We start from the raw sequence: 23,268 nt of genomic DNA, 5'->3' as shown, positions 1-23,268 counted from the left end.
TAAAACCAAACCGGCGGGGTTTAGCTCCCTGTCGGGGGTTAGCTCCGCCTCAACCCGGAGTTAAACCTATGAAAAAAAATCTTGGCATCATTGGTGAGTTCCTTGGCCACTTGGTCATGGGAGTCATTTTCTTTTCCCTGCTCGTGTTCGCGAGCCTTTTGATCTCGACCCTTACCAGTTGGGTGGCGGGTTTCGAGGCCGGTAAGGATCTGGTCCCAGTTCTGAAACTCTTGGAACATGTGATCTTGTACAGCGACTGCGTGTTCTTGGGCTGGTGGACGATCTATTCGACCTACCACGCGAGCAAGGCACTTCTCGCCTGAACCGTCCCTAACGGGGCGGCCTGGGGCATCCCCTTTTGCAAACAGGAAAAACTATTGGAGATGGCTATGAATGCCTTCATTCGTGGCTTCAAACGCGGTGTACAAGAAACCCTTCAAGGCTTTTGGGCACCCGCTGTAGCGTTATGGGATTTGCTAAGTACTACTACGGATAAAATAACCGGCGATGTAACGAAGCAAGATCGGTAGCCTTCCTGTTCCATTCAGCGCCAATCCAGCGTCAGTTGGTGGTCGCGGCCTACCGCTTTGCGATGGAGGTCAGATCACCACTCAGGGTTAGCCTTGGGTGGTTGACTCCATGTCTGAGTTGAATGGCTTTGGCCTTCACCTCTCAATTACATACTCAAACCCGGCCGGGTACATGACCCCGCGCTGGGGGCATGCTTGGCTCTAATCTGGACCATGACATGAATACTCAAAGCACCCCGATCGGAAACGAAGGATTGGACCTGCTGAACTCGGCGGCACCATCCCCGTTGGACCTGCTTAAGATCGCTGTTGACGCAGGTTTGTCTTTCGCTGATTGCGAGAATTATTTCGGGGTTGATTCAAGCACTAACCTTTTTGCAAATGCCGCACGAGCGATCTATGCGGAGCGGAGCGATAGCGAAATCGAAATATGCGACAGGACTGTCATTTCCCGCTGTGAGTACGGGGCTTTTGTAGGCGCTCGTGTTTTTGTGCGGGACGGGGAGGCTGGGTTGCCCGGCATCGTCGAGTTGCTCGATGGTCTGGTGCAACACTATTTCGACAAATTTGAACCAGGATTCTCGCAGAATTGCCCTGTCCTTCACGCGAAGGTAGCGATGCTCGAGGACTTGTGCACCGCGCATGGTGATGAGCTTGAATCGCTTTCCGGCAACGCACCTGAGTCCATACCAAAATCAAGGTTCGTGTTCGCCGGACTTGTAGAGGAGAACCACCTCTCTGAAATCATTAGCAATCTTGTTCGGCAAGGGGAATACACTGGCTTCGACCTGGACCATTGCGAAGCAATTGATAACTGGGTCGAACACAATGGCCGCCTTCTCGACGCACAACTGATAACAGTACTGGTGGACACCGAAAAAACCTTTCGTAGGTTTTTGCCTCGTAGTGTCAACGCACGATGCCCGTAATGGAATTCGTGTTTTAGCTGAGTCCATCTCGGACTTAGCAGTGAAGGTGCAGCTGATCCCTTAATTTCAGCAATTCACCAACCGCGGGAAGTTTCTATCCCTGCGGGGTAGGGCCTCCCGCACACAAAAGGAGTGTCCCTCATGGAGAACCAAAAAAGCTCTCCGCATCAAAAACCCTGGTATGCACCGTTGGTGCATTTCCTGGCTCACACGGTTGTGGGTTCCGGCATTTTCATAATTATTGCCACGCCTTCCGTTTTTCTAGGATGGCTAGTCCACAAGCTTCGTGAGTACCACGTCGCCGAGTTCACACTCAGCGTTCTTACGTTCCTCGAGCACGCGATCCTTGTGGTCGATGCGCTTACCTTTCTGTCGTTCCTGGGCTTTACGTCTTGGGCTGCAGTCAAGGAGATGAGACAAAATGGCCATTAATAGCGGTAATAAAAGCACCTTGGTTGAGCACTGCTTATCTGAATTCTTGAAGGCAGCTCAGCAGGCCCCCGCCATCTATTTTGCTCCTGTTCGTGGGGCGATTTCTGGGGTCATAGGTCAGTGGCGAAAGCTGCAGTCTCGTGACTCTGATGGTGGGACCCCAAAAGCGGCCTAATTCGCTTTGAAAGGTGACCGATCAAGGTATATGCTGAATTCATGTAACGCGAGGAGCTGACCATGATTCGCACACACCTTGTAGGTTTCATCAAAGGTTTCAAAACTGAGTTCGTTGTCGCCGCAAAAGCTGCGCCGGCGATCTTTTTCGCTCCTCTCATTGGGGCGATCAAGGAAGTCAGGAACCAAGCGAATAAAGGTCAATAACGGCTGTACTTGCCCCTCGTTAAGAGGGGCACTTCCGAATCTCCTCCTCATTGGGAGAATGTTCGTTTTGGAGAACCTCCTCTAACGAGGCGAGTCTCTCAACCGAATCCACCTGTGAACAATGCGTTTCCAGGACGATAAGTCAGCTGCAACTCTATGCAGCATCTACTTGGCACTCGCCATTCAACCCATTGGGACAATCGCTCCCGATCGGGAATGTTGTCTCTAATCACCGGAGGCAACATGAACATTTCCCAACAGCTCGTAGCAGCTGGGTTTGATAACGTCGCGCAGTCCCTTCCTTTGCGTATGGAGCGCATGCGCTCAAACGGAATTGAATGTGATGAAGTGGCGTTATTGACGACGATTGAGCGCGACGAGTTCCGTTCAGTTAAATGCAGGATGCGCCTGGCAAAGGTCGCCACGTACGCTGAGCTCGAGGAGCACGGTCGACTGGTGAATTTACTGGCGAATTACACTACTGAATCCAGGACGTGGCTGATGAAGCTGCCGCTGGTGCGACTGCAAATCATGATGGACGCAGTCGAAGCATCCTGGTGATCCTACATGCCACCTCTGTGGCGTAACGCTGCGAAAGCAGCAAATCCCGTCGGGTCCTTTTCCCGATAGGGGAGAGGCCTCGACTTTCGTGTTGGAGGCTTCATGAACAATTTTCCGGTTTCTCAGATTTCCAATAACCCTGCGCTGGTGCTCTCGCATTTCACCGAGATCATCGAACGCAGAAAAGCGGCTCTCTTTCCTAAAGGTGGCCATGAAGGGGTTACAGAAGTTCTGCTACTGGACAGGAGGGACCGTCCTCTCTACCTGGCGTCTCAAGTTGACGTTACTCAGCAAGAGATAGAAGCCAGCTACTGTGAGCGCGGGATCACCACCACGGCGCATCTTCGTGAATTCATTGAACTGGTTCACGAAATCTCGGCGGCATGCTCAACGATTGCTGCTTCAGAGCTTCGCTCCTACCACCTGGACTTGCTCCGGGCGATGAGGGACGAGATTGTTCAGAAACGTGCGTAGGTGATTGGAGCAGGGGGGGGACACCTCCCTGCTTCCATCTAAAAATCCCGGGTGCTATATTTCAACCAGCTGTTGCCAGCATCCTCTCGGCCGCCAGGCCACCGATCGATCTCAGGGTTGTTTCGGAAAGCTCCAGTTTTCCAAAGCAAAAATTCTTCCAATCGCTCTGTTGCGATCGGAGATGGCGTTAGCTGCGCGTCCCTAAAGCAGCATCAACTTGGCCGTTTAGGCTATCACTCCCTGCAGGGATTTCTCCCTGTAGGGGAGACCTTGCACTAAAACTAAAATTGAGGTGCAACATGTCTGACTTACTGAATCTCGTGATCATCATCGTCGACTTCGTATTTGACGTAATTTGATTCACGCGGCCCTGTGCTTGGCGCTCGCCGGCCATTGGGTCTAAGCCTGTCGTAACACCGTTGTTCCAACCATTCTGGTGGGGTCCTTCCCCACTCGGGGTTGGCATCTCACCTCCATTCTGGAGGTACATCTATGATTTCTTCGCCTGCAAAGCTGATTGGAGCGTCATCATCCTTCGGCTGTAGCTGGTCGTATGTGGCGCGGGGTGACCTGGTTGTGAAGATGGAGCAACGTGTATGAGTAATGCACAGAAGCCCCCTCCAACACCTGCAAAGCCCCACGCCCAAAATCGGGTTGCTCATTACCAAGAGGCTCTTAGTGATGAAAGCTTTGTCAGCATGATGAGCAGCATTTGCGGCTTGCAGATCAAACAGAAGGATGGGACCAAGAAATGAAGTCCTACCCCCGTCTGGTCGCGCTACTCCGTGAAACGATGAGCCTCACTACCGGTGAGGCTGATGCATTGACACGTGGCGTCGAAGCTGAAGCTGTATCCCGCTGTGGAGGTATCGCGAACGTTGTTCGCCGTGCCTTTGCACTTCGACACTATGCAGCGCTGCGTGTACTGCTCGCTCGTTACCCGAATGCTCTAGACAAGACTGCTTTCGCCATCGACACCGGCTTCACCGGCAAGCGCCGTGTGCTGGTGGATGATGCGAAAGTAGTTTCCCACGGCCATCTGGCCTGGGATGTCTTTCTCACTCGAATTCGAACGATGCAACCCCTCTGAATCACTCAACCCTAACGGGGCCTACACGCCCCATTAGGGGCGGTGGGCTCCATTTTCTGGAGTCCGTATATGTCTACTAACCGTGCAATCACAACCCTGATGCAGCGCCACCTGGTGTTAAACGGCTACCCAGCTGAAGATGTCCATTTTTCGCTGAGCTGGTGTCAGGGTGATGGTGCCAGCTTCACTGGTGAGTTGGATGTGAAGCGTCTTGCTTCGCGTCTTGTGCCGGATGTTTCTTCGACTGTTTGGGATGGCCTGGTGCTACCCGAAAAGCTGGAGATTACCCGGGACTCTGGAATGCGCTACGTACATGAGCGATCGACCTCCCTGAGCATCGATCCAGTTTACGTCGAGCTCACTCCTGCTGATGAACTAGGTGGACCCGCTCAAAAAGTTGCTCTTCATCGCCTGGTTACTGCGCTTGCCGATGATGTTGTCACCACCGGCGCGGAGCTAGCGCACCGAGGGTACAAGCTCCTCGATGCGTACGTCTCAGAGAAGACAAAGCTGCGGACCTTTCAAACTGCCAACTTCCGGGTTGATGTTTTTAAGTGCCCGGATGACTTCGATGTCTTTGAAGCGGAGGAGGAGCTCGTATACCTCGACCAAACCATCCAGCAAATCATGGATGGGGAGATCGAATGCTTCAGCCTCAAAGTCACGGTCACCATGCTTGATGATGATGGCGACGATATTTCTGAACTGGCTGAGCTTGATATTTACGGGTTCAGTCGTAATCCCTCGATCAAGGGGCTCTGTACAGACACACGTGATGTTGTGCGCGAGGCGATTGCTGAAGCGCGCGATACCTATTTGAAGCTGATGAAACCGCGGTTGCGGTTAGCAGCTTAACCATCCCCTGGGGGGCTTTGCCCCCTTCAAGGGGTGGAGTTCCTTCAGGTGTCCTATTCCCCCGGCTCGGGGCTTCCCCAAGCTCCCGTTTCGGCGGCTTGGGGAAGTCCCGAGTTGGGCTTACCTGGAGGTGCACTATGAGAAATTTGAAAGCCGAAGTTGTACGAAATGCGGCGAAGCTAAAAGGCTGGGATGTGATTTTGAGGGAGTTGTGCCCTGAGATCGATTCCAGAGCGTTTGATAAGCCTGGTCGACACACAAAGTGCCCTGTCCATGGGGTGGCTGGTCGTGGGGGCGATGGGTTCAAGTTCTTTCGTAAGGACTTTCAAGACTCCGGCGGCGGCATGTGCAACACCTGTGGAACGTATCCCGATGGTTTCAGCTTGCTGATGTGGGTGAAGAACTACGGCTTTGCCGATGCGGTAGCCGACGTTGGTAGCTTCCTGGGGATCCGATCGACTGAGGATGAAAATCAGCAGGAGAAGGTAAACCAAGCCAACGAAAAGGCGCTCGCCGCTCGCCGCAAAGAGCTCGAGGAAAAAGAGGCTGCTTCAAACCTCTATCACAGCAAGAAACTCAATGAGCTATGGAAGGGCAGCCTTCCACTTACGCACCCAGATGCTGAGCCGGCCCGTCTGTACTTGGCCAGCCGCAAGATTGTCTGTTGGGATCGTGAGGGCGTCGAAAGGGTGGTTCGGTTTCATCCGAGCCTCTCGAGCTACAACGAGGATGGTAAGTTCGAAGGTGATTTTCCCGGCATCGTCGCGAAAGTAACAAAGGCGGGGCTTCCCATCACGCTACACCGGTACTTTCTAACCCAGAAGGGTCTGAAAGCTCCCGTCCAAAGTGCCAAGAAAATGTGCATGTATCCAACCGACAAGCTAGTAACTGGCGGTGGCATCTTCGTTGGGGCCTGGGACAAGGAAGAGATCGATGTTTGTGAGGGGCTGGAAACAGCCTGGGCTATAGAAACCGGTACCAACTTCGCAGTGCAGGTTCACTCGCTGGTGAACGCTACGCTGTTGGAGGGATTCGAGCCTGGCCCTAGCACCAAACTCGTCAGGATCTGGATCGACAAGGACCGTTCCGGCCGCGGTGAAGAAGCAGGAATGAACCTGAAAAAGCGTCTCTGGGAGAAGGGTATTCAAGCTCAGATACTGACTCCCTCTTTGCCGCTGCTGGACGGAGAAAAGTCGGTCGACTGGAATGATGTGCTGGTGCAGCTTGGATGCATGGGGTTTCCACAGATGAGGAGGGCGGCTTGATGAGCTTCACCTCTTATCTGTATGACCCAGTCCGTGTTGTCACCTCGCCAGGGGCCAATGCCCTCGACCCATTCTCACCGCCTAGCGGTTTTAGTGGGACCGCAGGGGATTACCGATTGCTGTTGGTAAGCCGGTACCGGGTGCCGGCGTCACGGCGGTACATCATGGCCCATGCAAAGGCTCTTCAAGATGGACTCAACGTCATCTTTGAAGGGCCATACACAATGGAGGCCGCTGACATTCTCGAAAAGATTGTCGCGAGCGACCGCTTGCAAGAAACCAAAAGGGCCGGCTAATTGCTGGCCCTTTTTTTATGGCCAGAGATTGACCGAGAGTCAGGTAGAATCATCCGCTTGCATTCCTGTAAGACGTGCGAGTCTTCAAGCATCGCAATCGAGATCCGAACAATGACATTCAAAGTTGTCAAGCTCAGCACCTCAACTACCGATACACCGGGCCTGTACCAGGTCAAGTTCAATGGCGACGATCGTTTCTTCCGTACCGTCGACGTCAATGTGTCAAAAGTCCTCGGCCCAAATGCCCTGGACTTTGTTGAGCTGTACGGCGCCTGGTGCTGCCTGATCTGGCTGGAGCTCGCTGGGTCAAATCGAACCGCACGGAATTTGAAGCTCGTGGTTTCCCGTGGCGCTGTAAAGCGACTCCTGCTTGTGACCAGCTCAAAAGAAGAGCTCTATCAATACGCGTACGCGCTCCGGACACAACTCCTCGGCTTGGACAACATCTCCGTCGAGAAAGGGGAGGCGTGGGTGTTTGAGGAGCATCCAGGCATCTGTGTGAGATGGGACGGGGAGCCGCCGCCACAACCTTTCGTCGATAATCCCACCTTTGGCCGCATCTACCTCACGTACCATGCAGTTATCGAGTACCTGGATGAAACCAAGGGCGAGTGTAAGCTCGACAACGTTTTTTCGAGGTTGGCCCGCATCGTTCGGGAGGCGGACAGGGTAAAGACGCTGACTGCGAAGCAGGAGAAAGATAAGGCTCGCCGCTATGGTGAGCAGCAAAACGGTGTGAGAAATCTGGGTACCGCGTCGGGTTGGCAAATCACCACTCGACCGACCACTGACGGGAAGGCCCTTATTGCCATGACGGTTTTTCAGCGAGCCGAGTAATAGGTTCGCGATGGAGAGGGTGATGGCTTACGTTGCGCGGGTGAGATCTGAGCTTTTGGCGCTGTTAAGATCAGTAGATCCAGATGGCTGGGAGCAAGCAAAGAATCTTTCCAGGGAAGACGTCGTGAGCTTTTTGGTTTCAAGGCCCCATATCATGCAAGGTATCTCATACCAGATCTTGGGGGAGGCCGGGTTCGGGGAAGGGGCTTACCTCCAATGCACGCGTGACGGTGAGGTTTACCGGCTGATTCGATGCCAGGTGTCTTTCGACGAGCGTGGACTGCCGCTGACGGTTGGATTAATTGGTGTTAAGAATGGGCTCGAAAACAACCATGCCAAATACATTGGGCGGATTGATGAGTTCACAAGTATGGAAACTGGAATTCAAATTTTGGGATCGGAAATTCTAGAACTTTTGGAGTTGTAAAATATAACTCAACTAAATCGCTATTTATGTGAGTTATATATTTGCGTTGCCTTAAAACTGGCTTGAAAGAAGGATGGGTGCACAGAGCTTGTTATGTTTATTGTTCTTTAATGCTCGAAAGGCCCCAAAATGATGAAATCAGGTCATCGTCAAATTATCCCATTAGATAAGTGTATAGTTATTCTAGATACGAATGTCGCCCGTAGTTTAGGGGAGACCACCGCTTGGCCGGAATGGCTTGGTACATTTTGCAATATGGCTCTCTCTGGTGAATACACCTTTGCACTCGCGGATGGGGCATTTGCCGAGCTCTTGAACCAGGTCACAAAGCCTATCGGCGGGATGAGTGATGGTTGTTTCAGCCGGATGATTCAGGGGCTTGAGACATTTATAGACCCCGAATATCCAGTCTTCCTTGGGAGGAAGGATGTCTTAGGGATGCTTGGAATTAACGGTAAGGAGCCGTGGTGCCCTGTCGAAGTGAGGCAGCTTTCAAAGGACGGATGGCAGAAACTCTGCAATGTCCAATCAGAACCAAAATCTGCTCAGTACCAATTAAAATTGGAGAAAATACTACAGGAAGAGCGTGACGAGTGGGCAGCGCAATTTCAAAAATTTGATAATAGTTTTGCTCGTGAAATTGCAGCAGTAAAGAGGCGCATGACTGAGCTACAAAGCCTTAGTGGTGCTCATGCTCTTGCCTTAAGTAATTTGCTTCGTGAGCTTCAACAGAAACTGCAAGCTCTAAATAGTTTGAAGGAATTGGACGGTAAAGTACTGGACGATGCCTTAGCCGCCATAAATGCAGATCGTCCAGTTGCAGGTGTGTCAATGAGCGCGAGATGTGATCTTCAAATAAGGTACCTCTATCGGCAATGGGTAAGGACACGCAAATCTAAGCGTGCCTATTCTCCCGTTTCGCCCAACAGTCGAAATGATGGAATTGATTTTGATTTCTATCGGTTCTTGATGCTGCCGGCATTTGTTGTGACTGAGGACAAGGGCTTCCTCACGCGCATTAGTGACATTCCTAGCGCCCAAAAGACCTGGTTTATGACTCCTGAGGAGCTTGCCGCTCGGTGGGAACGGGGTGGTCGGCCATGGCCAACCTGGTAACGCTCCTGCAGGCGTGGCGTGGCGTCTTATGAGCTTTTACAGGCGATTATAGTTTTTAAAATAGGCTGTCAAATTTCCACCTGTTTATTTCTAGATGGAATAGATACGGACGTTTTTATCGCTATTACGCATAACGTACATTATGTTAAAGACAGGACGTTTCGAGAGTGTTGCATATGCCTGAGTCATGGGCGCTGAAGCCGCCTGTTCCGGGCTTTCCAAGGAGATTTTCCTTCACTACGATACGGCATGACCTGTCAAACCCTCAGATCCAGCGCAACACCCAAGGCCCTGACCGGCTGGGTTCTCCTCGATGGCAATAATGTTCCTCGCTATTGGGCGACTGTCTGGGCTGACGTCCTGCAGGCGAAACTCAAAGACAGCACGCGAAGCCGATGCTTGTACGCGATTGATCGCTTGTACCAGCATTTTGCGCTGCTGCACCAAGCCGATGTCCTTGATCGGCTTCTGACTGATTGCCAATTCGATGCACTTGAGGCTGGCCTGGCCGCCTTCTTGAGCGTCCTGCGAAATCAGGCCAAACGCGATGGCATTGTCAATTCCACAGTTTGGGCTTCGGCCATTAGATTCATTGTCGATATCCTCCGCTACCTTGCCAGAGGCATAGACGCCGACAATATGAAGGGCCGGCTAGAGAATCTGGAAAAACTATATAGCCAGCTCGATCCATCCCCCCCAGCTGAACCGGGTCCTATTCGAGCCTTGCCGGGAATTGTGGTTGACGATCTTTATCGGATTATGGAGCCCCTTTCCCCTGACAACCCTTTTCGTACTGAAAAAAACCGCTGGCGAAATTACTTTGTGTTTATTTGCGCGCTTGCATCTGGGTTGAGGCGAGGAGAAGTAGCCTCTCTTGCAATTGATGCCATTCAATCTGAATATGATTACGTAGCCAATGATGATCGGAGTTGGATAAGCGTACGAGAGAACCCATATGTCGAAGTGGATCCTCGCCGAGATGCGGCTAGCATTAAGAATGCACAGTCCAGACGTCAATTGCCAATTTCCCAAGAGCTATTGCGGATAAACGATCGCTTAGTCTTAGGAACTCCTAGAAAACAATCCCATGGTTACTTAGTAAGCTCACAGAAAGGAAAACCTATTTCTCTTCGTCAGTTACAACGTATATTTGAAGTGGCCTCGGGTCGATTGTCTCCGGCTGCGAGAAGAGCTTTGCAGTTTCGCGGAAAGAACAATGTGACTCTTCACGATCTTCGCCACACTTGCGCCGTCTATAGACTTAAGTGCTACTTGGATTCGGGGCATGACCTGGATACGGCAGTTGAGAAGTTGCGAGTGTTCTTTGGTTGGTCAGCTAGCTCTGATATGCCTAGGCATTACGCTCGAGCATACTTTGAATCAGAGCATGCAGATGTCTGGAGCGACAAGTATGAGAAGATAATTAGCGTCTTGAGAGAGTTAGGATAGATGGGAGTGAAAGTGCCTGGCCAGTTAGAGTTATTTTCCGCGCCGCAGGAAAGAGAAAAAAAAGAGATTTCTCTGCCCACGCTGCACAGATCTATTCGGTACTACGATGGGTTTTCTGGTGAGTTTCGAGTTGTCACGGATACGGCTGCGGATACTTGGGTTCTGGAGATAGAAGGGAGAAAGACACGACTTCTATTTGAGAAGGTTCCAGTCCGCGAGCGGGAGTTATTCAAACATCTAGCGCGGGACATGCTCTCTCGGCTGAATGCTGTATCAGTTGGCATATTTATAGGCTCCTTGCTTAGCGAGCCAAAACATATCATATCTGCATTTTATATGTCGCCGCCAGAGTTTCGTGACTACTGGGTTGCCGGTTTTCGGGGGTGGACGTACATGGTTGCGCTTTCAACGAGAACTGCGGTGCACTCGTTATGTAATCTATCGCTTGGTTTTTGGTGTTCGCATTACAGAGATTACGTAAGCCTCCTCCCCTCGCCTAAAGTTGACCAATATAGAACAGTCAGAAATCAAGAATGTTTTTTGCCTCTTAGTGATCAATCACTTATCGTTTCATATATAGATGATCTTGCAGAAAAGCTGGAGGTATCTAGGTCGGATGGCGCGCCGCATGAATTAGATCTTCTAGATCTAAGGAACGCCTGCTTGATGATATTGAGCCATCAATATGCATTCAGATCTGGCCAAATAGCAAAGATTAAAGCTAGTGACGTTAGGTCGCCCAATATGAATTCGCTGCATGTTTCAGTGCCTGTTGGAAAGCAAAGGAATTCTAAGCGAGGCAGGTTGGTGACGCGAAAAATAAAAAGTGAATGGGCAATTATATTCAGATCATATAGCGAGATGGCTGGCGCTGTACGATTGCATGAAAACAGTACCTTAGGGCAGCTTTACTTTTGCATGACACCGGTGCAGGTCTCTATCGCGATCGGAGATCTTTCCGAGCATATTATTGGTGAGCGCTGGGTCGCGACAGATCTACGGCATACAGCTGCGCAACGAATGGTAGACGCTGGTGTAAGCCATGTGTCTCTTTCAGAGTTCATGACTCACGCCACCACGTTATCAGCCAATGTCTACTTCAACGCCTCGCCTACTCAGGCCGAACGCGTAAATCAGGCATTGGCGCTTTCGCCCATCTATTCAAATGTTGCAGAAGTTGCACGAACTAGGGTAATTGACAAAGCAGCTCTCATGCGACTCCCGTCCGATCAGCAAATAGCAGGTGTCCCCCACGGAATTCCGATTGCTGGCATTGGAGGTTGCTCCGCTGGACAATCGCTCTGCACAATGAATCCGATCTTGAGTTGCTACACGTGCAGAAGATTTTTGCCACTATTAGACTCTGCGATTCATCTAGAGGTCGTAGAAAAGTTGCGCCCTGTTGTAACTGATTTTGCAAATGCATCACGAAACAACGAGGAGAGTCCAGCCTATACGCAGCTAAAGCGAATGTTCCACGCTGCTTTACGTGTTGCGGATGAGGTAAAGATTATAAAGACAGAGGTTGTTGAGTGAATAGCTTTTTCAATAAGTACATTGAAAGTGGTAAATCACTTGCTGAGTCATGCGGTCTAGATTGGGATCTCTCGGCAGACCTTCAAGGTAAGATAATCAAGACCGCGCGTTGGGATCTCGCAACATTATGTGGACTCCCCTCTCCCCCATATTTCTGGCACTCAAGTCTGGGGCCTGACTCAAATGCGCTGGATTCACTGAACGGCTACCGCGCGCGCCAAGGCCTCGAACCAGTTACCATTAAGCGCCTTTCCAAACCGTGGTGTGATTTTTACCAAGCGGTACTACTTAACGAACTCTTGGTGAAGCGTAATAAACCTGGGCACGCACTTAACAATATTGGGCGTGCACTGCGCCTTGTTGCGACTTGTGCTGCAAACGAAGCCCCATGGGAGCTTTCTCCTGACACAGTCCAATTGTCCTATAACGTGGCGCTTGGCCTTGGTGGTTCAGGGAAATTGGCCGCCAATGTATGTATGGTTGTGCGCAATCTTGTAGACGGCTTGCACATCTCGGATCAGTCACCCTTATCAAGATTTTGCGCGCCTTATCCAGAGCAAATAGATCTTGATAAAAATGTTTCAAAGTTACGTAAAGGTAACAATACATATCGAGCAACGGAGAAGGTTCGGACAGAGCTTTCTGAAAGAAAATCTGCTGCTCGCCTACCCGATGAGAAGGCGTTCTGGGAACTTGTCCGGATAGTTTTTACAGAAACCCCCCGAACATTTTCAGATGCAATGCGATTCAATCAGATCAAAATCCAAATTGCTTGTGGATTTCGGGTTGGCGAGAACACCTTGCTGCCTCTGGATTGGAAGCGGTCACATGACTACATTACCATCGATGGTAGACCTGCGGGCGAGCTAGGTGGTATCTCGCGAGCGCTATCAATTCGTCATTTCGCTGAAAAACAGGGTGATGATAAAGACTCTGAAGGAGTCGTGCTTTATGAGACTACGCAGAACATTCCAAAAATTTTCGAGAGTCTCATTGAAGAGGTGCTTACGAATGCGGAGCGACTAAGCGCCCCGCTCCGTGTCCGCCTTCGCCGTCAGATCGAAACAGGAAGACTTATCCCAGAGTATCCTCTAGATGCATTAGTGCCAGCATGGGATATCTATAGCCGCCTTACTGGATCGATTTGGCTTGCTTCCTTACCACCGCCAGATGAGTTAATAGAAAAATATCGAGAAAATTTAGATCCGCAATATCTGGAGTTAATTGTCAAGCAGCAAATAGATTTAATAGCACAACATGGCGTATCCAACGGCTGTAAGAAATATTTTCACAAACTTCCGATTGTTGTTAGGCGAGTCGACGGCTCTCCGCAGGTAGGTAACACCGTTTGGCAGGAAGCCTTTTTTTTAGTTTCTGAAGTTGAGGACATGGTGAGAGAGGCTATGCCAACAAAGATCTCACATACCACGCCCTTCAAACTACAAGGTGGCAGGTTTCTTCCTTCGTCGGAATTTATGTATCTGATGCCTATCCGCCCTTTAATTGAGGAGCGTAATGGTGGGGTTTTGGATGTCACTCGATACTTCTCTATAGGACGTGCGTCACCCTCTGACCTCCATCTACATCTTGGAGGTCAGTCAAATAATATTTTTGCTCGCTATGGTCAGACTGAAGAAGATCGAGCACTAAGCCTGAATACGCACTCCTTGCGCCACCTGCAAAATGGTGAGCTATTTCGACTAGGAGTTGCAGACACCATTATTACTAAACGCTTCAACCGCCGTAGTGTCGCTCAGAGCTATGTTTATGATCATCGTAGTCTGGCAGAAGAACTTGATAATATTGATCTACCCGCTGGTGCGGAAGCTATTGCTCCTCGCGCTCAGGAAACACTGCGCATGATAATGGCCAATAAGATACGAGGGCCGATAGTTGATGAGTTTTTAGAGATTCAAAAAGAAATGGGTGATGATGCAGCTTTCCAGTTTTTGTCCGCAGAGGCGGATGGGCTCCATGCGACACCTTATGGCTTTTGCGTTAATAGCTTCACAGTGGATCCCTGCCCAAAGCACCTTCAGTGCTACAACGGCTGCCGGCATTTGACTCGCTCAGGAGTTGATGAGGAAAACCAGAGCCTAGAGAAGTTAAGAGGGCGATTGAAGAAAATAGTAGACTTGATAAAAGAGACGCCTACAGAGGCTAGAGGTCTTGGGTGGCAAAATCAATTAAATCACGCTGAAACTAGTCTATCAAATTTAGAGAAAGTTATATCAACCGCTCCGGGCAGCAATCCATTTCCTGATGGCCAAAATCTCTATCGTTCCGTAGATATGGCAAGAGGAACGACATTGATAGACTCCGCACTAATAAGAGAAAAGAATGAAACTTGAACTACTAGAATTTCTTCTGAAAGGCATGCTTGATGACAATGTCACAATAACCGCGCGCTCGATTACTCGGCTACCTGACTCACCTTTCAAACATGCAAGTGATTTAACGCGTAATTCAGATAGAATAATGCTCGTTGAAGCCTATCAGACACGGCAGAAGGAGTTGCGTGCGCTGATGGAAAGGACTGACAAAACGTCTCGAACCAACCTCCAGGCACGAGTTGCTCGGCTGCTGAAAGAAAATGAAGTATTGAAGGAGGACCGAGAGCTGCTCATTGCCTCCCACAAAGCGATGCTTCTCTCGGTCGGTGAAATTGGAGGAATGACCGCTTGGCGACGATTTTTTCCTGCCTGGGAGGAAGCCCGGAGCCGGCTTTCCAAACTACAAGCGCTCCCTACAGCTGAGGTTACGGAGCTGAATGATCGCCAAAAATAGCAAGAGCCGAAAAAGCGTTGCCAGCTAAGGATGTTCTGAAAAATCATCATCGAAACATCCCACCGGCAAAAGCCGAAGCGAATTACTATCAGCAAACGACCGAGTCTGCCCAGGCGGCATGACTCACACCAAGGAGCCTCAGGGATTTCCGGGGCGGTTCACTTGCAATTCATGGCAACATTGAGGCATGCGATAGCGGCAGCACGGTTCTTGAAAGACTCCTCGGCCAGTATACCTCTTTCAGCCATCAGCTCTTTTCCCAGTAGTTACCCTTGCTGACCAAGCCAAAATCCTCTGAGGAAAATGGTTGCTCATCCTCGAACATACCATTAACCATACGCTCGCGACGCAACCCGCTCAAGACCCTGAAAAAACAAGGCTCACAGAGATGCACCCGGTAGTGTTCCCCGTCATGCTGCGACCCGTATCCCCATTGGGCTTCAAGCTTGCCGTATTGAAGACCATAGTCCGGAATCCGTGTACCAGAACGGCACACGTCGCAGATTACATCCTCAACTACATCGACCATTGCCGGCGACTTGATCTCCATACGCACCTCACGATTAGTTCCACGCGGCACCAGCCGGATATGCTCTCATGCACACACAGGTAACTTTCGATCACCCTCGGCTGACTTAGCATCAAAAACAAGCGAGCAGCTGCTGCCTGTAGTGTTGGGAAAAGCTGATCTGGTAAGCGGGCTCCATAGCAAAGCCGCCTAGCGAAATTCTGTTCGTAGCCGGCGATACAACACTTGGTTCTGCGCCGCCTGCCCCGCCACTGCCGATACCTTCAACATGCCCCATGGCCTCTATCGGCCTAGGCCAGGAGTCTGGATTAAAACCAGATATCTGCGCATCCTTCAAAACTGCCAAGTCATCCGGCAGGTCATCTGCGATTCGCTCCGCAAAGCCTTGAAGCGTCGGTTCCGCTAGCATGAATAGCCAAGCCTGATCATCTGATTCACTCGTGCGCCGCAGCACCCGCCCCAGCACTTGCCGGTAATGCAGTTCGGTTCGAATACGGCTTAGGTAGCAGCATAGTTGCAGGCGGGGAATGTCTGTGCCTTCACTGATCATTCCGACGGCGACAATCCATCGGCAGGCGCTGCTCCGGAATGCGTTGATCACGTGCTGCGCATCCGGTGTTTTGTTGGTAACGATACGGCACTCTTCACCCATCGCGTCCAAAGCCTGAGCTACTTGCTGAGCGTGTTCGATATCGGTGGCCACCACCAAACCGGCGGCATCAGGCTTGATCTGGCGTAGCTCGCTCAGTTTGCTGCAGCCAAGGTCGAGGATTGGATTGATCACCTCATCATGGCGCAGCAGTTCCTCATAGGTGACCGGTGACTCGCCCAACAGTTTGGCGATGCTGGGAAACAGCCTAACGGAGCTATCCGCACCAAGCTCTTCCGTGAGTTTCACCTTCTGATTGTCGAGCAGAACAATACGAGGGGATCGGCACACGCGGTCGGCAATGGCATCTTTCAAGCCATAACGGTAATCACAGATCAAATGCCCTTCGGGCGACGAGTAGCGAGCCAATGCGATGGCCTTGTCGTCGGAACGCCAGGGCGTACCAGACAGCGCCAACGTGAACTCAGCCCGATCCTGTATCCGATGCAGTATCTGCTGCCCCCAGGCATTGCTGAGCAGCGGATCATGGCCGGCGCAATGGTGGATCTCATCGAAGACCACGAACACCCGGTAGTCATCAAGAAGCTGCCAGAATCCCTCATCACGGTATTCCATGGCCTGATAGGTATAAGCCGCGCCTACGGCACCTATCTGGCCGTCGAGACGCCTGCCTAGCACAGCCGCAAAGGTCGAACGAAAACCCTCCACGACCTGGCAGGACGGCGCAAAGCACAGCACCAAATCAATTCTGTCCTGCTCAAGCAGTCGGATGGCCAGTTCTGCAGCCATGCGCGTCTTTCCAGCTCCCGGCGTTGCCTGGCAGAAGAAGTGCGGCGTGACGGTGAAGTGCTCCAACGCCCGAGTGATGCAGCTGTTCTGCCAGCTCCGTAGCGAGCTGCTCATCGTGGCGCAGCGAGCGTTTTGAGGGTCTTTTCTATGGCGCGCAGATGCCCCAGTAGGCGAGAACTGCGATCCCTGGCCTCCAGATAATCGCCTTCAACCTTGCTCCGCAAATGCGGCATCTCGTCCAGAAGCAGTTTGAATCGCTCTGCCTCGCCCATTGAAGTGAGAAAGTCCAAACGGATTTCCTTGTGGAGCGCTTCCAACTGCAAATCCGTATTGGCTGACGACTTAAGCGACAAAGCCTCAAGGTCGCGAACAGCCTTGTCAGGTTCGGGCACTCCGGAAGCCATCAGGCTGTTCTCAAAACCGTTGTCGATCAGTTCCAGTTGCAGGTGTGCCGGAATCGGCTGCAGGTGGTAGACCTGCCCTCGAACACGGCGGTCCTCGTCCGGAGAAACCCAGCCCGCACGCACTAATCGGCGAATCTGCTCATACACATAGCGTCGCACATCGGCGATACGGAATTGTGTGCCACTCAAGCGAGCGGCATAGGCATCGCGCAGCTCGCGGGTCGTAAACGATGTACGCCCTGGCTCCTGAAGCAGCTCATACAGACGCCTGTCGAAGATAAACGAGGCCGATTTCATTGAGGCACCAGAAGAAATAACGCAAATAAATGCGGATTATAGTCCGTGGCCTGTGCATCCGCAAACGCACGATAGTGCCGCCTCAAATTGAATTGAGACGGTCATGGATAAGTTGGCGAAAGCGTTAGGGGAACGCATCCGAGTGCAAAGGAAGGCCTGCCGTATTTCCCAGGATGCACTAGCGCTGGCGTGCAATATAGACCGTAGCTACATAGGCCGGATCGAACGTGGCGAGGTCAACATCACCGTCGAGAAGCTATTCCGCATCGCAGGCGAACTCGCCTGCGAGCCTTCAAGCCTTCTGCCACAATCATCTGACATTTAACCCGACCACGTCATACGGTCAGACAGCTGTACCACTGTTACCTTGCCCCAGCCCCGCCTGCTGCGTCAGCATCTTCAAAATCACCAACGCAAACGCCCGGCTCTTGGTCTCATTATCCAGCACTTCCAGCGAGAGTTTCTCGTGGTCGGTCATAGCGTCCAGCACGGTGTCCAGCACGCGCTTGGGGAACAGGCCGTGCATTACCTGCTCGACCGAGTGATTGTTCACCTGAGCCATCACATCTTCCTGACGGCTGATGCGATTGGCGATGCCGGTGAGGAACTGCAGCTGATCCTCATCGCTCACCTCGGCACCGAAGATATCGTTGAGCGCCTCGATGATTTCCGACAGCCGCTTCTTCTCCGGGTCGTGGGGCTTGCCGCTGCCCAGCCCTGTAGCCGGATCAAGACTGTGTCGCTTGAACCAGGCGATTTCATGGGTGAGCTGCTCGATGACGGTTTGATCGCGGTCGATCTTCTTGCCCATCGTTTCAACCGTCTTACCCAGTGTGTCGACTTGCGACAGCAACTGCGCAGCGAGTGCGCGCAGTTGCTCAGGTGTCAGTTGGTCGAGATTGGACGAGGAAGTCATGCCGCTGATTGTGCCAGAGCAGGCGATCAGCGCAGATAAAGCGATGGGCTAATGGCCGGCGCTACAGCACTGTGATCGCACCGGCTGCACCAACCCGCTGCCAAGGTAAACCGAGCACCAAAGCCTGAAGCTGCTCGCTCTCGAGCTCGACCTCCGAGCCATGACGGATGCCTGGCCAGTGAAACTTGCCCTGATTTAAACGCCGCGCGGCCAGCCAGATTCCCACGCCGTCATGCACCAGCACCTTCATCCGATTGGCGCGGCGGTTGGCGAACAGATAAGCACAGTGCGGCTTCGCCGCACCGAATACCTCCACTACACGGGCCAATGCGGTCTCGGTGCCGGCGCGCATGTCCATCGGCTCAGTGGCAAGCCAGATGCTATCGATGCGGATCACGGGGCAAGCCCCCGGACAAAGCGGGCGCAGCCGTCAGGATCGGACACTGGCCATTTCACTGTGACTGACTGCTCGCCAAGCGATAGCTCAATAATCACCGATGCTGCAGTCGGCCGTTTGGGCGTAGCCCTCAATGGAACGAACGCCGGCAACACCGCGGGTAGCTGATCTCGGTAAAGCGGTAGCCATTTTCGAATGACGTTGGCGTTGATGCCATGGCGGATGGCAACGCTGGAGACGGTCGCACCCGGTTGTAGGCATTCCTGAACGACCTGGACCTTGAACGGTTTGGGGTAAGAGCTTCGTTGGCGCATGGAAATCCTAACGTTAAGGACGAACGCGTCCGCTTAAAAATACGCGGACACCATCGCCCTTAATGCTGGAGTTCGGAAGGTGACTTGGCTGGACGCTTACCTTTGAGTGCTGTTTTTTAGAGGTACTTTTCAGACACATGCCACGCCGAAGCGGTGTTAACTCAGGATCCAGGCTAATTGCATAACCATGGAAGTCCGCAGCGCATCTCCTTCGTTGTCCATGGATTCTCCAACGCACGAGCTTGATATCGAGAAAGGCTAGATAACCGAAGCGCAATGAAACGGGCAGCCGTTCACCCCGAGCCGATTAGGTGCTGCATCAAAAAGCCTGGGCTTATTTAAGAGCTATGGTGCCGCTGCACCTCTATGCATATGCAAGGTGCAGCTTGATCCGCTTGCCTGCAAACTGCTTAAAGCCCTCTTCGCGCGCCATGTTCCAGCAGCTCGCTTGCCGACTCATGTTTGACCAGGAACGATTCGGTCATTCGAGCCTAACTTTTCGGAAGTCTTGCCAACACTGGTTTACGACGGTGAGCCCCTTCACCCTGGGCGAAAACGCGATCATACCTCGACGGGACGTGAACAGGGGAAGAATCGGGAGTGATTCCATGACCCTTGCATCAGCTGCCCTGTATAGCGCGGCTCTTCCCGACGAGTCAATCGTAGCACGAGCGAGATCCAAGAATCCGTCGAGATGAGGGTCATTGTTATACCCAGCGTTGAAACCTCGGGGAGACTGATTTGCCCCATGTAGGATCTGTGATAGCCATAGATCGCACGACATCCCCCAGCTCATTTCACTGAATGCAATGCCAGACGGCGCCCCCTCACGCCACTGGTTGCAGTAAGCTACCCAATCCGGATGCAGCGTTACATTTAAGCGAATACCAACCTTGGCTAGATCGAGCGCGAGCCGCTGATAAATGGCCCCTGGATCGAGCTGCGCAGACCCCGCTTGCGCCGCAATGACATCCAAAACCAAGCCATCGTTTGCCCCTGCCTCGGCCAAGAGCTCCCTTGCCCGCTCGGGATTGTAGACATAGCGATTTGCTGCATGCGGGTCATGAGCAGGGGAGCCTGGAGATAGCGCACTATGCGCCGGAACAGCCGCCCCCGGAAATAACTCAGCGCATAATGACTCTCTATCAATAGCGTACGCAATTGCCTGCCGAACGCGCAAATCTGCGATAAGCGGATCGCGCAAGTTAAATACCAGATACCAGAGATATGGTGGGTTAAATGAGGGCACGGTGAACCCTAGCGCCGCCAGTTCCTCAAGGTCAGCGCCCTCTAAGCTATAGGCGACATCCACCTTCCCCTCAACCAATGCCCGGACGCGAGCCTTGCGGTCAGGAAAAGGTAGGAACCGGATCCCTTCTATCTGTGGCGGGCCGGCCCAGTAGTCATCGTTCCGCCGCAGCTCTACCGCAGACCCTCCATCCGTCTCAAAACGAGAATGAAACCGGAACGCACCGGTACCAGGAGCTTTGTCGGCACAACCATCAGGACCGAGTTTGCGAATGGCCGCCGGACTAATCAGCGACTGAGCACCGGGTGCGTCTTCTTGGGTCATGTAACGCAGAAATTCAGGAAACGGCTCGGAAAACTTGAACTCTACGGTCATCGAGTCTAAAGCGTGAACTTTTTCAATGAGGCCAACGCCCATGCGATTGAAGTCCGCAACAACCGGAGAGAAAAAGGGCGAGGTTGCGCAACACATTCTCTCGTAGTTGATAACTACAGCCTCCGCGTCGAGTGGACACCCATCATGAAAACGAACCCCTTCTCTGATTCGAAAAGTATAACGACGGGCGTCTGGTGACGTTATGCAATGGGTCGCTAGTCGCGGAACGAGGCTGGTGGGCGCGCCGTCCGAAGCGGGTAACTCTCCGAAGTCATCTTCAAACAGGCTTTCATGTGTTTGATGAACCACGCGGCCTGTATTCCAACCCCCGAATGATCGGGGCGGATCGACCTCGTCCACAGCCCAGTCAAGCGCAACGCGCAAAATCTTGTCTTCATTCATATGGGTGCGTCCTAATTAGCATTGTCAAGTTGCAAATAGCCGACCGTGCTCACGAGCGTGGCGCATAGCTGCTATGTCTAGCCCCACAGCGGCGCCACCTTCCATCTCATCCGGGCGAGTTACAAGCGCGATCTCTGCCGCTGCGATAATTTGCGTGGAAAGAGCTACCATCATTCCTTGGGCCGCCGTGGCCGAAAGCACATCCAGGCGAACGGCTGCCGAAAGAATCATCGTAGCCACACCTCTCAGCTCAGCTAGCACAGCATTCTCACGGCTAACCCCCATTGCCGCCGCCAGGGCTCCTGATATGACCGCTAGATGACCCGGCGTAACCTTGCCCGCCACCGCGGTAGCGTATTCCGCCAACATCGGGTCTGCATGAAGTGACGGTGCTAACACCGCTAGGCGACTTCCACAGCGACGTGAGGCCACCTGTGCTGGAGCCGTCAACTTCAGTAGGTCAAGCCGCGCATCTACTGCTTTCAGATCCTCTAAGTTCCGATCCACAAATGCCGTATGAGCCAACGCGGTCCCCGCACCGTCTGCGCGGGCGCTGCCATGAATCAAGGCCGAGACGATCATTTCACGGAGCGCGTCTGGCGTGGTCACGCGCTTATCCCGAAGCATTCGCTCAAGGCCGAACGCATGGGCGTGCCTGCCTATCGGCAGCGCGGAGTCGGCAAGTTGCATAAGGGACAACAATGGGCCAGCGCGCACGGCTAGGTTGCCTTCAAGCATCGTCAGAATTAGCGACGGGGTGATGGTGCTCGTGTGCAGCCCCCACACCATTTGGAGGTCTTGCAGCCGCAAAAGGTCTTTCTTCAAAGCGTATCGTTAGCTCACGCAATCCGAGGGCCTGGACCGATCTCGCAACAAGATCAGGCGTATCGGTCACCAGTACAAGGATCTCATTACCGTGTAGCTCCGCAGGACTGTGACGGTTCCCAAGAGCGTGGCCAATCCGGAACACCGCCTCAGGGCCCAGCTCGTTGAGCGAGATTACCATTACCAGTTCGGGGCGGCGGGAGACGACCAATATACACATCCCATCATCATGCAGAACTGCGCCGTCAAACATCCAGCTCACACGGGGCAGCTCGATGCCTAGATCTACGCCCCCCTCGCTGCAAGTGCGTAACCGGCGGCGACCCGCGTCGGCCGACGCAATCCATACACGGTCCGTCTGACGACCGGAAAAATCCTGGTCGTTGACGTGGCCCAGAATATTATTTACTAAAAGCATTATCCCTCTTCATTTTCTTAGTAGTGGAGCGGGACGGCCGCGCATGTGGCGACGGGCGACATCCCAAGCCACCTGCGTCGCCATCCGAAGATTTGGCGCATCGTCAGCTAGAAAACGTCCCACCGCACCATAGCCTGAGGCTAACGCAGCTGCACCACCATACACACCCGGTAAGGACGCCAACCGTCGACTGATAAGAGTCGCCAATTCCTCATGGTCGCCCTGTTGGGACAACGCGAATATGGTCCCAACAAAACCACTCGACGCTAACGCCCCCTCTAAGGCCGGACTCGCCTCCCCAGGACGGAAACTCGAAGCGTCAACAAGCACAGGGCGTGCGCTAAAACTGACTTGAAGGCGCGTCGAGAAGCTTCGATAAAGGTGCTCCTCGCCTCTCGCCACCCGGCCAGCCGCGAAACTCTCCATGAAAATGGCCTCGGCTCCGTTTGCCAGTGCAATACATGTGTGCTGCCTGTGTTCCGCTTGCGCATGCGGGATTATCATATCCGGGATGTACTCGAAGAAGGCTCCTTCGCTCAGCTCAATCATGGTCGTCTGTATCGATAGCGCTTCACCTTGCAGGCGTGTTGCGGACGGTGTTGAGAGACAAAGTTCAGCGCTAGCCTCAAGGTGTACGGCAACATGCAGGCGATCACCGCCAAACACTGATCCTGCCGCGTTTTGCACGTATATTAGCGCACCAGATTCTGACTCCATGGGCAAAACGGCGGTAGTCGTCAACGGGTAGCGCTGTTGTCGTGCAGCAAGTCGCGTTCGA

The 23,268-nt window shown here is 52.6% G+C and carries 28 protein-coding genes; 18 read left to right on the top strand and 10 right to left on the bottom strand.

What is annotated here, in order from left to right; translation table 11 throughout:
• Nucleotides 1-68: 68 nt before the first annotated feature.
• From ACP7D9_RS14890 to ACP7D9_RS14810, 17 genes are all read left to right on the top strand, one after another.
• Nucleotides 69-323: a hypothetical protein gene (locus tag ACP7D9_RS14890; protein WP_282317830.1), complete on the top strand. Its 255-nt coding sequence runs from the start codon at nucleotides 69-71 to the stop codon at nucleotides 321-323.
• A 425-nt stretch (nucleotides 324-748) separates the two neighbouring features.
• Nucleotides 749-1,459 (top strand): hypothetical protein, encoded by a 711-nt coding sequence (locus tag ACP7D9_RS14885; protein WP_426158208.1) that lies wholly within the window; start codon nucleotides 749-751, stop codon nucleotides 1,457-1,459.
• A gap of 141 nt (nucleotides 1,460-1,600) precedes the next feature.
• Nucleotides 1,601-1,891, top strand: coding sequence for a hypothetical protein (locus tag ACP7D9_RS14880; protein ID WP_050682300.1), 291 nt, complete (start codon nucleotides 1,601-1,603; stop codon nucleotides 1,889-1,891).
• 237 nt (nucleotides 1,892-2,128) lie between these two features.
• The gene (locus tag ACP7D9_RS14875) at nucleotides 2,129-2,272 is read left to right on the top strand and encodes a hypothetical protein (protein ID WP_426158206.1); all 144 of its coding nucleotides are present in this window, start codon (nucleotides 2,129-2,131) and stop codon (nucleotides 2,270-2,272) included.
• Between the two features lie 243 nt (nucleotides 2,273-2,515).
• Complete coding sequence (locus tag ACP7D9_RS14870) at nucleotides 2,516-2,833, top strand: hypothetical protein (RefSeq protein ID WP_426158204.1); 318 nt, start codon at nucleotides 2,516-2,518, stop codon at nucleotides 2,831-2,833.
• Nucleotides 2,834-2,935: 102 nt separating this feature from the next.
• Nucleotides 2,936-3,307, top strand: coding sequence for a hypothetical protein (locus ACP7D9_RS14865; RefSeq protein ID WP_426158202.1), 372 nt, complete (start codon nucleotides 2,936-2,938; stop codon nucleotides 3,305-3,307).
• A gap of 596 nt (nucleotides 3,308-3,903) precedes the next feature.
• Nucleotides 3,904-4,062, top strand: coding sequence for a hypothetical protein (locus ACP7D9_RS14860; protein WP_426158200.1), 159 nt, complete (start codon nucleotides 3,904-3,906; stop codon nucleotides 4,060-4,062).
• On the top strand, nucleotides 4,059-4,397 hold the full coding sequence (locus ACP7D9_RS14855) for a hypothetical protein (protein WP_426158198.1): 339 nt from the start codon (nucleotides 4,059-4,061) through the stop codon (nucleotides 4,395-4,397). Before ACP7D9_RS14860 ends, ACP7D9_RS14855 begins: the two co-directional genes overlap by 4 nt.
• A 69-nt stretch (nucleotides 4,398-4,466) precedes the next feature.
• A complete protein-coding gene (locus ACP7D9_RS14850) occupies nucleotides 4,467-5,252 on the top strand; it encodes a hypothetical protein (RefSeq protein WP_426158196.1) in 786 nt (261 codons plus the stop codon).
• 137 nt (nucleotides 5,253-5,389) lie between these two features.
• Nucleotides 5,390-6,517, top strand: coding sequence for a DUF7146 domain-containing protein (locus tag ACP7D9_RS14845; protein WP_426158194.1), 1,128 nt, complete (start codon nucleotides 5,390-5,392; stop codon nucleotides 6,515-6,517).
• Between the two features lie 407 nt (nucleotides 6,518-6,924).
• Nucleotides 6,925-7,650 carry a hypothetical protein gene (locus ACP7D9_RS14840; RefSeq protein WP_426158192.1) on the top strand — a complete coding sequence of 242 codons (726 nt, stop codon included), beginning with the start codon at nucleotides 6,925-6,927 and terminating at the stop codon, nucleotides 7,648-7,650.
• A 22-nt stretch (nucleotides 7,651-7,672) separates the two neighbouring features.
• The gene (locus ACP7D9_RS14835) at nucleotides 7,673-8,077 is read left to right on the top strand and encodes a hypothetical protein (protein ID WP_426158190.1); all 405 of its coding nucleotides are present in this window, start codon (nucleotides 7,673-7,675) and stop codon (nucleotides 8,075-8,077) included.
• A gap of 129 nt (nucleotides 8,078-8,206) precedes the next feature.
• Complete coding sequence (locus ACP7D9_RS14830; RefSeq protein ID WP_426158188.1) at nucleotides 8,207-9,193, top strand: hypothetical protein; 987 nt, start codon at nucleotides 8,207-8,209, stop codon at nucleotides 9,191-9,193.
• Nucleotides 9,194-9,442: 249 nt separating this feature from the next.
• On the top strand, nucleotides 9,443-10,642 hold the full coding sequence (locus tag ACP7D9_RS14825; RefSeq protein WP_023092971.1) for a tyrosine-type recombinase/integrase: 1,200 nt from the start codon (nucleotides 9,443-9,445) through the stop codon (nucleotides 10,640-10,642).
• Nucleotides 10,643-10,648: 6 nt separating this feature from the next.
• On the top strand, nucleotides 10,649-12,178 hold the full coding sequence (locus ACP7D9_RS14820) for a site-specific integrase (protein WP_146050526.1): 1,530 nt from the start codon (nucleotides 10,649-10,651) through the stop codon (nucleotides 12,176-12,178).
• Complete coding sequence (locus tag ACP7D9_RS14815) at nucleotides 12,175-14,529, top strand: hypothetical protein (RefSeq protein WP_125864148.1); 2,355 nt, start codon at nucleotides 12,175-12,177, stop codon at nucleotides 14,527-14,529. The genes ACP7D9_RS14820 and ACP7D9_RS14815 overlap by 4 nt, the downstream gene beginning before the upstream one ends.
• Nucleotides 14,519-14,965, top strand: coding sequence for a hypothetical protein (locus tag ACP7D9_RS14810; RefSeq protein ID WP_071560078.1), 447 nt, complete (start codon nucleotides 14,519-14,521; stop codon nucleotides 14,963-14,965). The genes ACP7D9_RS14815 and ACP7D9_RS14810 overlap by 11 nt, the downstream gene beginning before the upstream one ends.
• A 247-nt stretch (nucleotides 14,966-15,212) precedes the next feature.
• Here ACP7D9_RS14810 and ACP7D9_RS14805 read toward each other — a convergent pair whose 3' ends face one another.
• The 3 genes from ACP7D9_RS14805 to ACP7D9_RS14795 all read right to left on the bottom strand — a co-directional run bounded on the left by ACP7D9_RS14805 (nucleotide 15,213) and on the right by ACP7D9_RS14795 (nucleotide 17,594).
• Nucleotides 15,213-15,515, bottom strand: coding sequence for a hypothetical protein (locus ACP7D9_RS14805; RefSeq protein ID WP_023092974.1), 303 nt, complete (start codon nucleotides 15,513-15,515; stop codon nucleotides 15,213-15,215).
• A gap of 91 nt (nucleotides 15,516-15,606) precedes the next feature.
• Nucleotides 15,607-17,007 (bottom strand): DEAD/DEAH box helicase, encoded by a 1,401-nt coding sequence (locus ACP7D9_RS14800; RefSeq protein ID WP_023092975.1) that lies wholly within the window; start codon nucleotides 17,005-17,007, stop codon nucleotides 15,607-15,609.
• Nucleotides 17,004-17,594, bottom strand: coding sequence for a hypothetical protein (locus tag ACP7D9_RS14795; protein ID WP_023092976.1), 591 nt, complete (start codon nucleotides 17,592-17,594; stop codon nucleotides 17,004-17,006). The genes ACP7D9_RS14800 and ACP7D9_RS14795 overlap by 4 nt, the downstream gene beginning before the upstream one ends.
• 103 nt (nucleotides 17,595-17,697) lie before the next feature.
• Here ACP7D9_RS14795 and ACP7D9_RS14790 point away from each other — a divergent pair, with 103 nt between their 5' ends.
• The gene (locus ACP7D9_RS14790; protein ID WP_023092977.1) at nucleotides 17,698-17,919 is read left to right on the top strand and encodes a helix-turn-helix domain-containing protein; all 222 of its coding nucleotides are present in this window, start codon (nucleotides 17,698-17,700) and stop codon (nucleotides 17,917-17,919) included.
• An 18-nt stretch (nucleotides 17,920-17,937) separates the two neighbouring features.
• On the opposite strand, the gene ACP7D9_RS14785 is transcribed toward ACP7D9_RS14790, so the two are convergent.
• From ACP7D9_RS14785 to ACP7D9_RS14755, 7 genes are all read right to left on the bottom strand, one after another.
• Nucleotides 17,938-18,510: a hypothetical protein gene (locus ACP7D9_RS14785; RefSeq protein WP_023092978.1), complete on the bottom strand. Its 573-nt coding sequence runs from the start codon at nucleotides 18,508-18,510 to the stop codon at nucleotides 17,938-17,940.
• A 61-nt stretch (nucleotides 18,511-18,571) separates the two neighbouring features.
• Complete coding sequence (gene tnpB / locus ACP7D9_RS14780) at nucleotides 18,572-18,907, bottom strand: IS66 family insertion sequence element accessory protein TnpB (protein WP_003284817.1); 336 nt, start codon at nucleotides 18,905-18,907, stop codon at nucleotides 18,572-18,574.
• Nucleotides 18,904-19,221 carry an IS66-like element accessory protein TnpA gene (gene tnpA / locus ACP7D9_RS14775; protein WP_003284819.1) on the bottom strand — a complete coding sequence of 106 codons (318 nt, stop codon included), beginning with the start codon at nucleotides 19,219-19,221 and terminating at the stop codon, nucleotides 18,904-18,906. Before tnpA ends, tnpB begins: the two co-directional genes overlap by 4 nt.
• A 481-nt stretch (nucleotides 19,222-19,702) precedes the next feature.
• Entirely contained in the window at nucleotides 19,703-21,247 is a 1,545-nt protein-coding gene (locus ACP7D9_RS14770) for an ABC transporter substrate-binding protein (RefSeq protein ID WP_023092980.1), read from the bottom strand.
• Nucleotides 21,248-21,271: 24 nt separating this feature from the next.
• The gene (locus ACP7D9_RS14765) at nucleotides 21,272-22,072 is read right to left on the bottom strand and encodes an urease accessory protein UreF (protein WP_199862411.1); all 801 of its coding nucleotides are present in this window, start codon (nucleotides 22,070-22,072) and stop codon (nucleotides 21,272-21,274) included.
• Nucleotides 21,978-22,253 (bottom strand): hypothetical protein, encoded by a 276-nt coding sequence (locus tag ACP7D9_RS14760; protein ID WP_227493139.1) that lies wholly within the window; start codon nucleotides 22,251-22,253, stop codon nucleotides 21,978-21,980. Before ACP7D9_RS14760 ends, ACP7D9_RS14765 begins: the two co-directional genes overlap by 95 nt.
• Nucleotides 22,254-22,499: 246 nt before the next feature.
• The gene (locus ACP7D9_RS14755) at nucleotides 22,500-23,207 is read right to left on the bottom strand and encodes an urease accessory protein UreD (RefSeq protein ID WP_223863002.1); all 708 of its coding nucleotides are present in this window, start codon (nucleotides 23,205-23,207) and stop codon (nucleotides 22,500-22,502) included.
• Nucleotides 23,208-23,268: the final 61 nt, after the last annotated feature.

It is taken from the genome of Pseudomonas sp. TSRC2-2 (genome assembly GCF_049897785.1).
Lineage (GTDB): Bacteria > Pseudomonadota > Gammaproteobacteria > Pseudomonadales > Pseudomonadaceae > Aquipseudomonas.
The sequence above is the reverse complement of the archived record's forward strand: the minus strand, read 5'-3'. Positions and strand labels throughout refer to the sequence as shown.

Excerpts from the sequence above, each read along its gene's own strand:
- ACP7D9_RS14890 (WP_282317830.1), top strand. The coding sequence starts at position 69 with ATGAAAAAAAATCTTGGCATCATTGGTGAGTTCCTTGGCCACTTGGTC.
- ACP7D9_RS14885 (WP_426158208.1), top strand. The coding sequence starts at position 749 with ATGAATACTCAAAGCACCCCGATCGGAAACGAAGGATTGGACCTGCTG.
- ACP7D9_RS14880 (WP_050682300.1), top strand. The coding sequence starts at position 1,601 with ATGGAGAACCAAAAAAGCTCTCCGCATCAAAAACCCTGGTATGCACCG.
- ACP7D9_RS14875 (WP_426158206.1), top strand. The coding sequence starts at position 2,129 with ATGATTCGCACACACCTTGTAGGTTTCATCAAAGGTTTCAAAACTGAG.
- ACP7D9_RS14870 (WP_426158204.1), top strand. The coding sequence starts at position 2,516 with ATGAACATTTCCCAACAGCTCGTAGCAGCTGGGTTTGATAACGTCGCG.
- ACP7D9_RS14865 (WP_426158202.1), top strand. The coding sequence starts at position 2,936 with ATGAACAATTTTCCGGTTTCTCAGATTTCCAATAACCCTGCGCTGGTG.
- ACP7D9_RS14860 (WP_426158200.1), top strand. The coding sequence starts at position 3,904 with ATGAGTAATGCACAGAAGCCCCCTCCAACACCTGCAAAGCCCCACGCC.
- ACP7D9_RS14855 (WP_426158198.1), top strand. The coding sequence starts at position 4,059 with ATGAAGTCCTACCCCCGTCTGGTCGCGCTACTCCGTGAAACGATGAGC.
- ACP7D9_RS14850 (WP_426158196.1), top strand. The coding sequence starts at position 4,467 with ATGTCTACTAACCGTGCAATCACAACCCTGATGCAGCGCCACCTGGTG.
- ACP7D9_RS14845 (WP_426158194.1), top strand. The coding sequence starts at position 5,390 with ATGAGAAATTTGAAAGCCGAAGTTGTACGAAATGCGGCGAAGCTAAAA.
- ACP7D9_RS14840 (WP_426158192.1), top strand. The coding sequence starts at position 6,925 with ATGACATTCAAAGTTGTCAAGCTCAGCACCTCAACTACCGATACACCG.
- ACP7D9_RS14835 (WP_426158190.1), top strand. The coding sequence starts at position 7,673 with ATGGCTTACGTTGCGCGGGTGAGATCTGAGCTTTTGGCGCTGTTAAGA.
- ACP7D9_RS14830 (WP_426158188.1), top strand. The coding sequence starts at position 8,207 with ATGATGAAATCAGGTCATCGTCAAATTATCCCATTAGATAAGTGTATA.
- ACP7D9_RS14825 (WP_023092971.1), top strand. The coding sequence starts at position 9,443 with ATGACCTGTCAAACCCTCAGATCCAGCGCAACACCCAAGGCCCTGACC.
- ACP7D9_RS14810 (WP_071560078.1), top strand. The coding sequence starts at position 14,519 with ATGAAACTTGAACTACTAGAATTTCTTCTGAAAGGCATGCTTGATGAC.
- ACP7D9_RS14805 (WP_023092974.1), bottom strand. The coding sequence starts at position 15,515 with ATGGAGATCAAGTCGCCGGCAATGGTCGATGTAGTTGAGGATGTAATC.
- ACP7D9_RS14800 (WP_023092975.1), bottom strand. The coding sequence starts at position 17,007 with ATGAGCAGCTCGCTACGGAGCTGGCAGAACAGCTGCATCACTCGGGCG.
- ACP7D9_RS14795 (WP_023092976.1), bottom strand. The coding sequence starts at position 17,594 with ATGAAATCGGCCTCGTTTATCTTCGACAGGCGTCTGTATGAGCTGCTT.
- ACP7D9_RS14790 (WP_023092977.1), top strand. The coding sequence starts at position 17,698 with ATGGATAAGTTGGCGAAAGCGTTAGGGGAACGCATCCGAGTGCAAAGG.
- ACP7D9_RS14785 (WP_023092978.1), bottom strand. The coding sequence starts at position 18,510 with ATGACTTCCTCGTCCAATCTCGACCAACTGACACCTGAGCAACTGCGC.
- tnpA (WP_003284819.1), bottom strand. The coding sequence starts at position 19,221 with ATGCGCCAACGAAGCTCTTACCCCAAACCGTTCAAGGTCCAGGTCGTT.
- ACP7D9_RS14770 (WP_023092980.1), bottom strand. The coding sequence starts at position 21,247 with ATGAATGAAGACAAGATTTTGCGCGTTGCGCTTGACTGGGCTGTGGAC.
- ACP7D9_RS14760 (WP_227493139.1), bottom strand. The coding sequence starts at position 22,253 with ATGGTAATCTCGCTCAACGAGCTGGGCCCTGAGGCGGTGTTCCGGATT.
- ACP7D9_RS14755 (WP_223863002.1), bottom strand. The coding sequence starts at position 23,207 with ATGGAGTCAGAATCTGGTGCGCTAATATACGTGCAAAACGCGGCAGGA.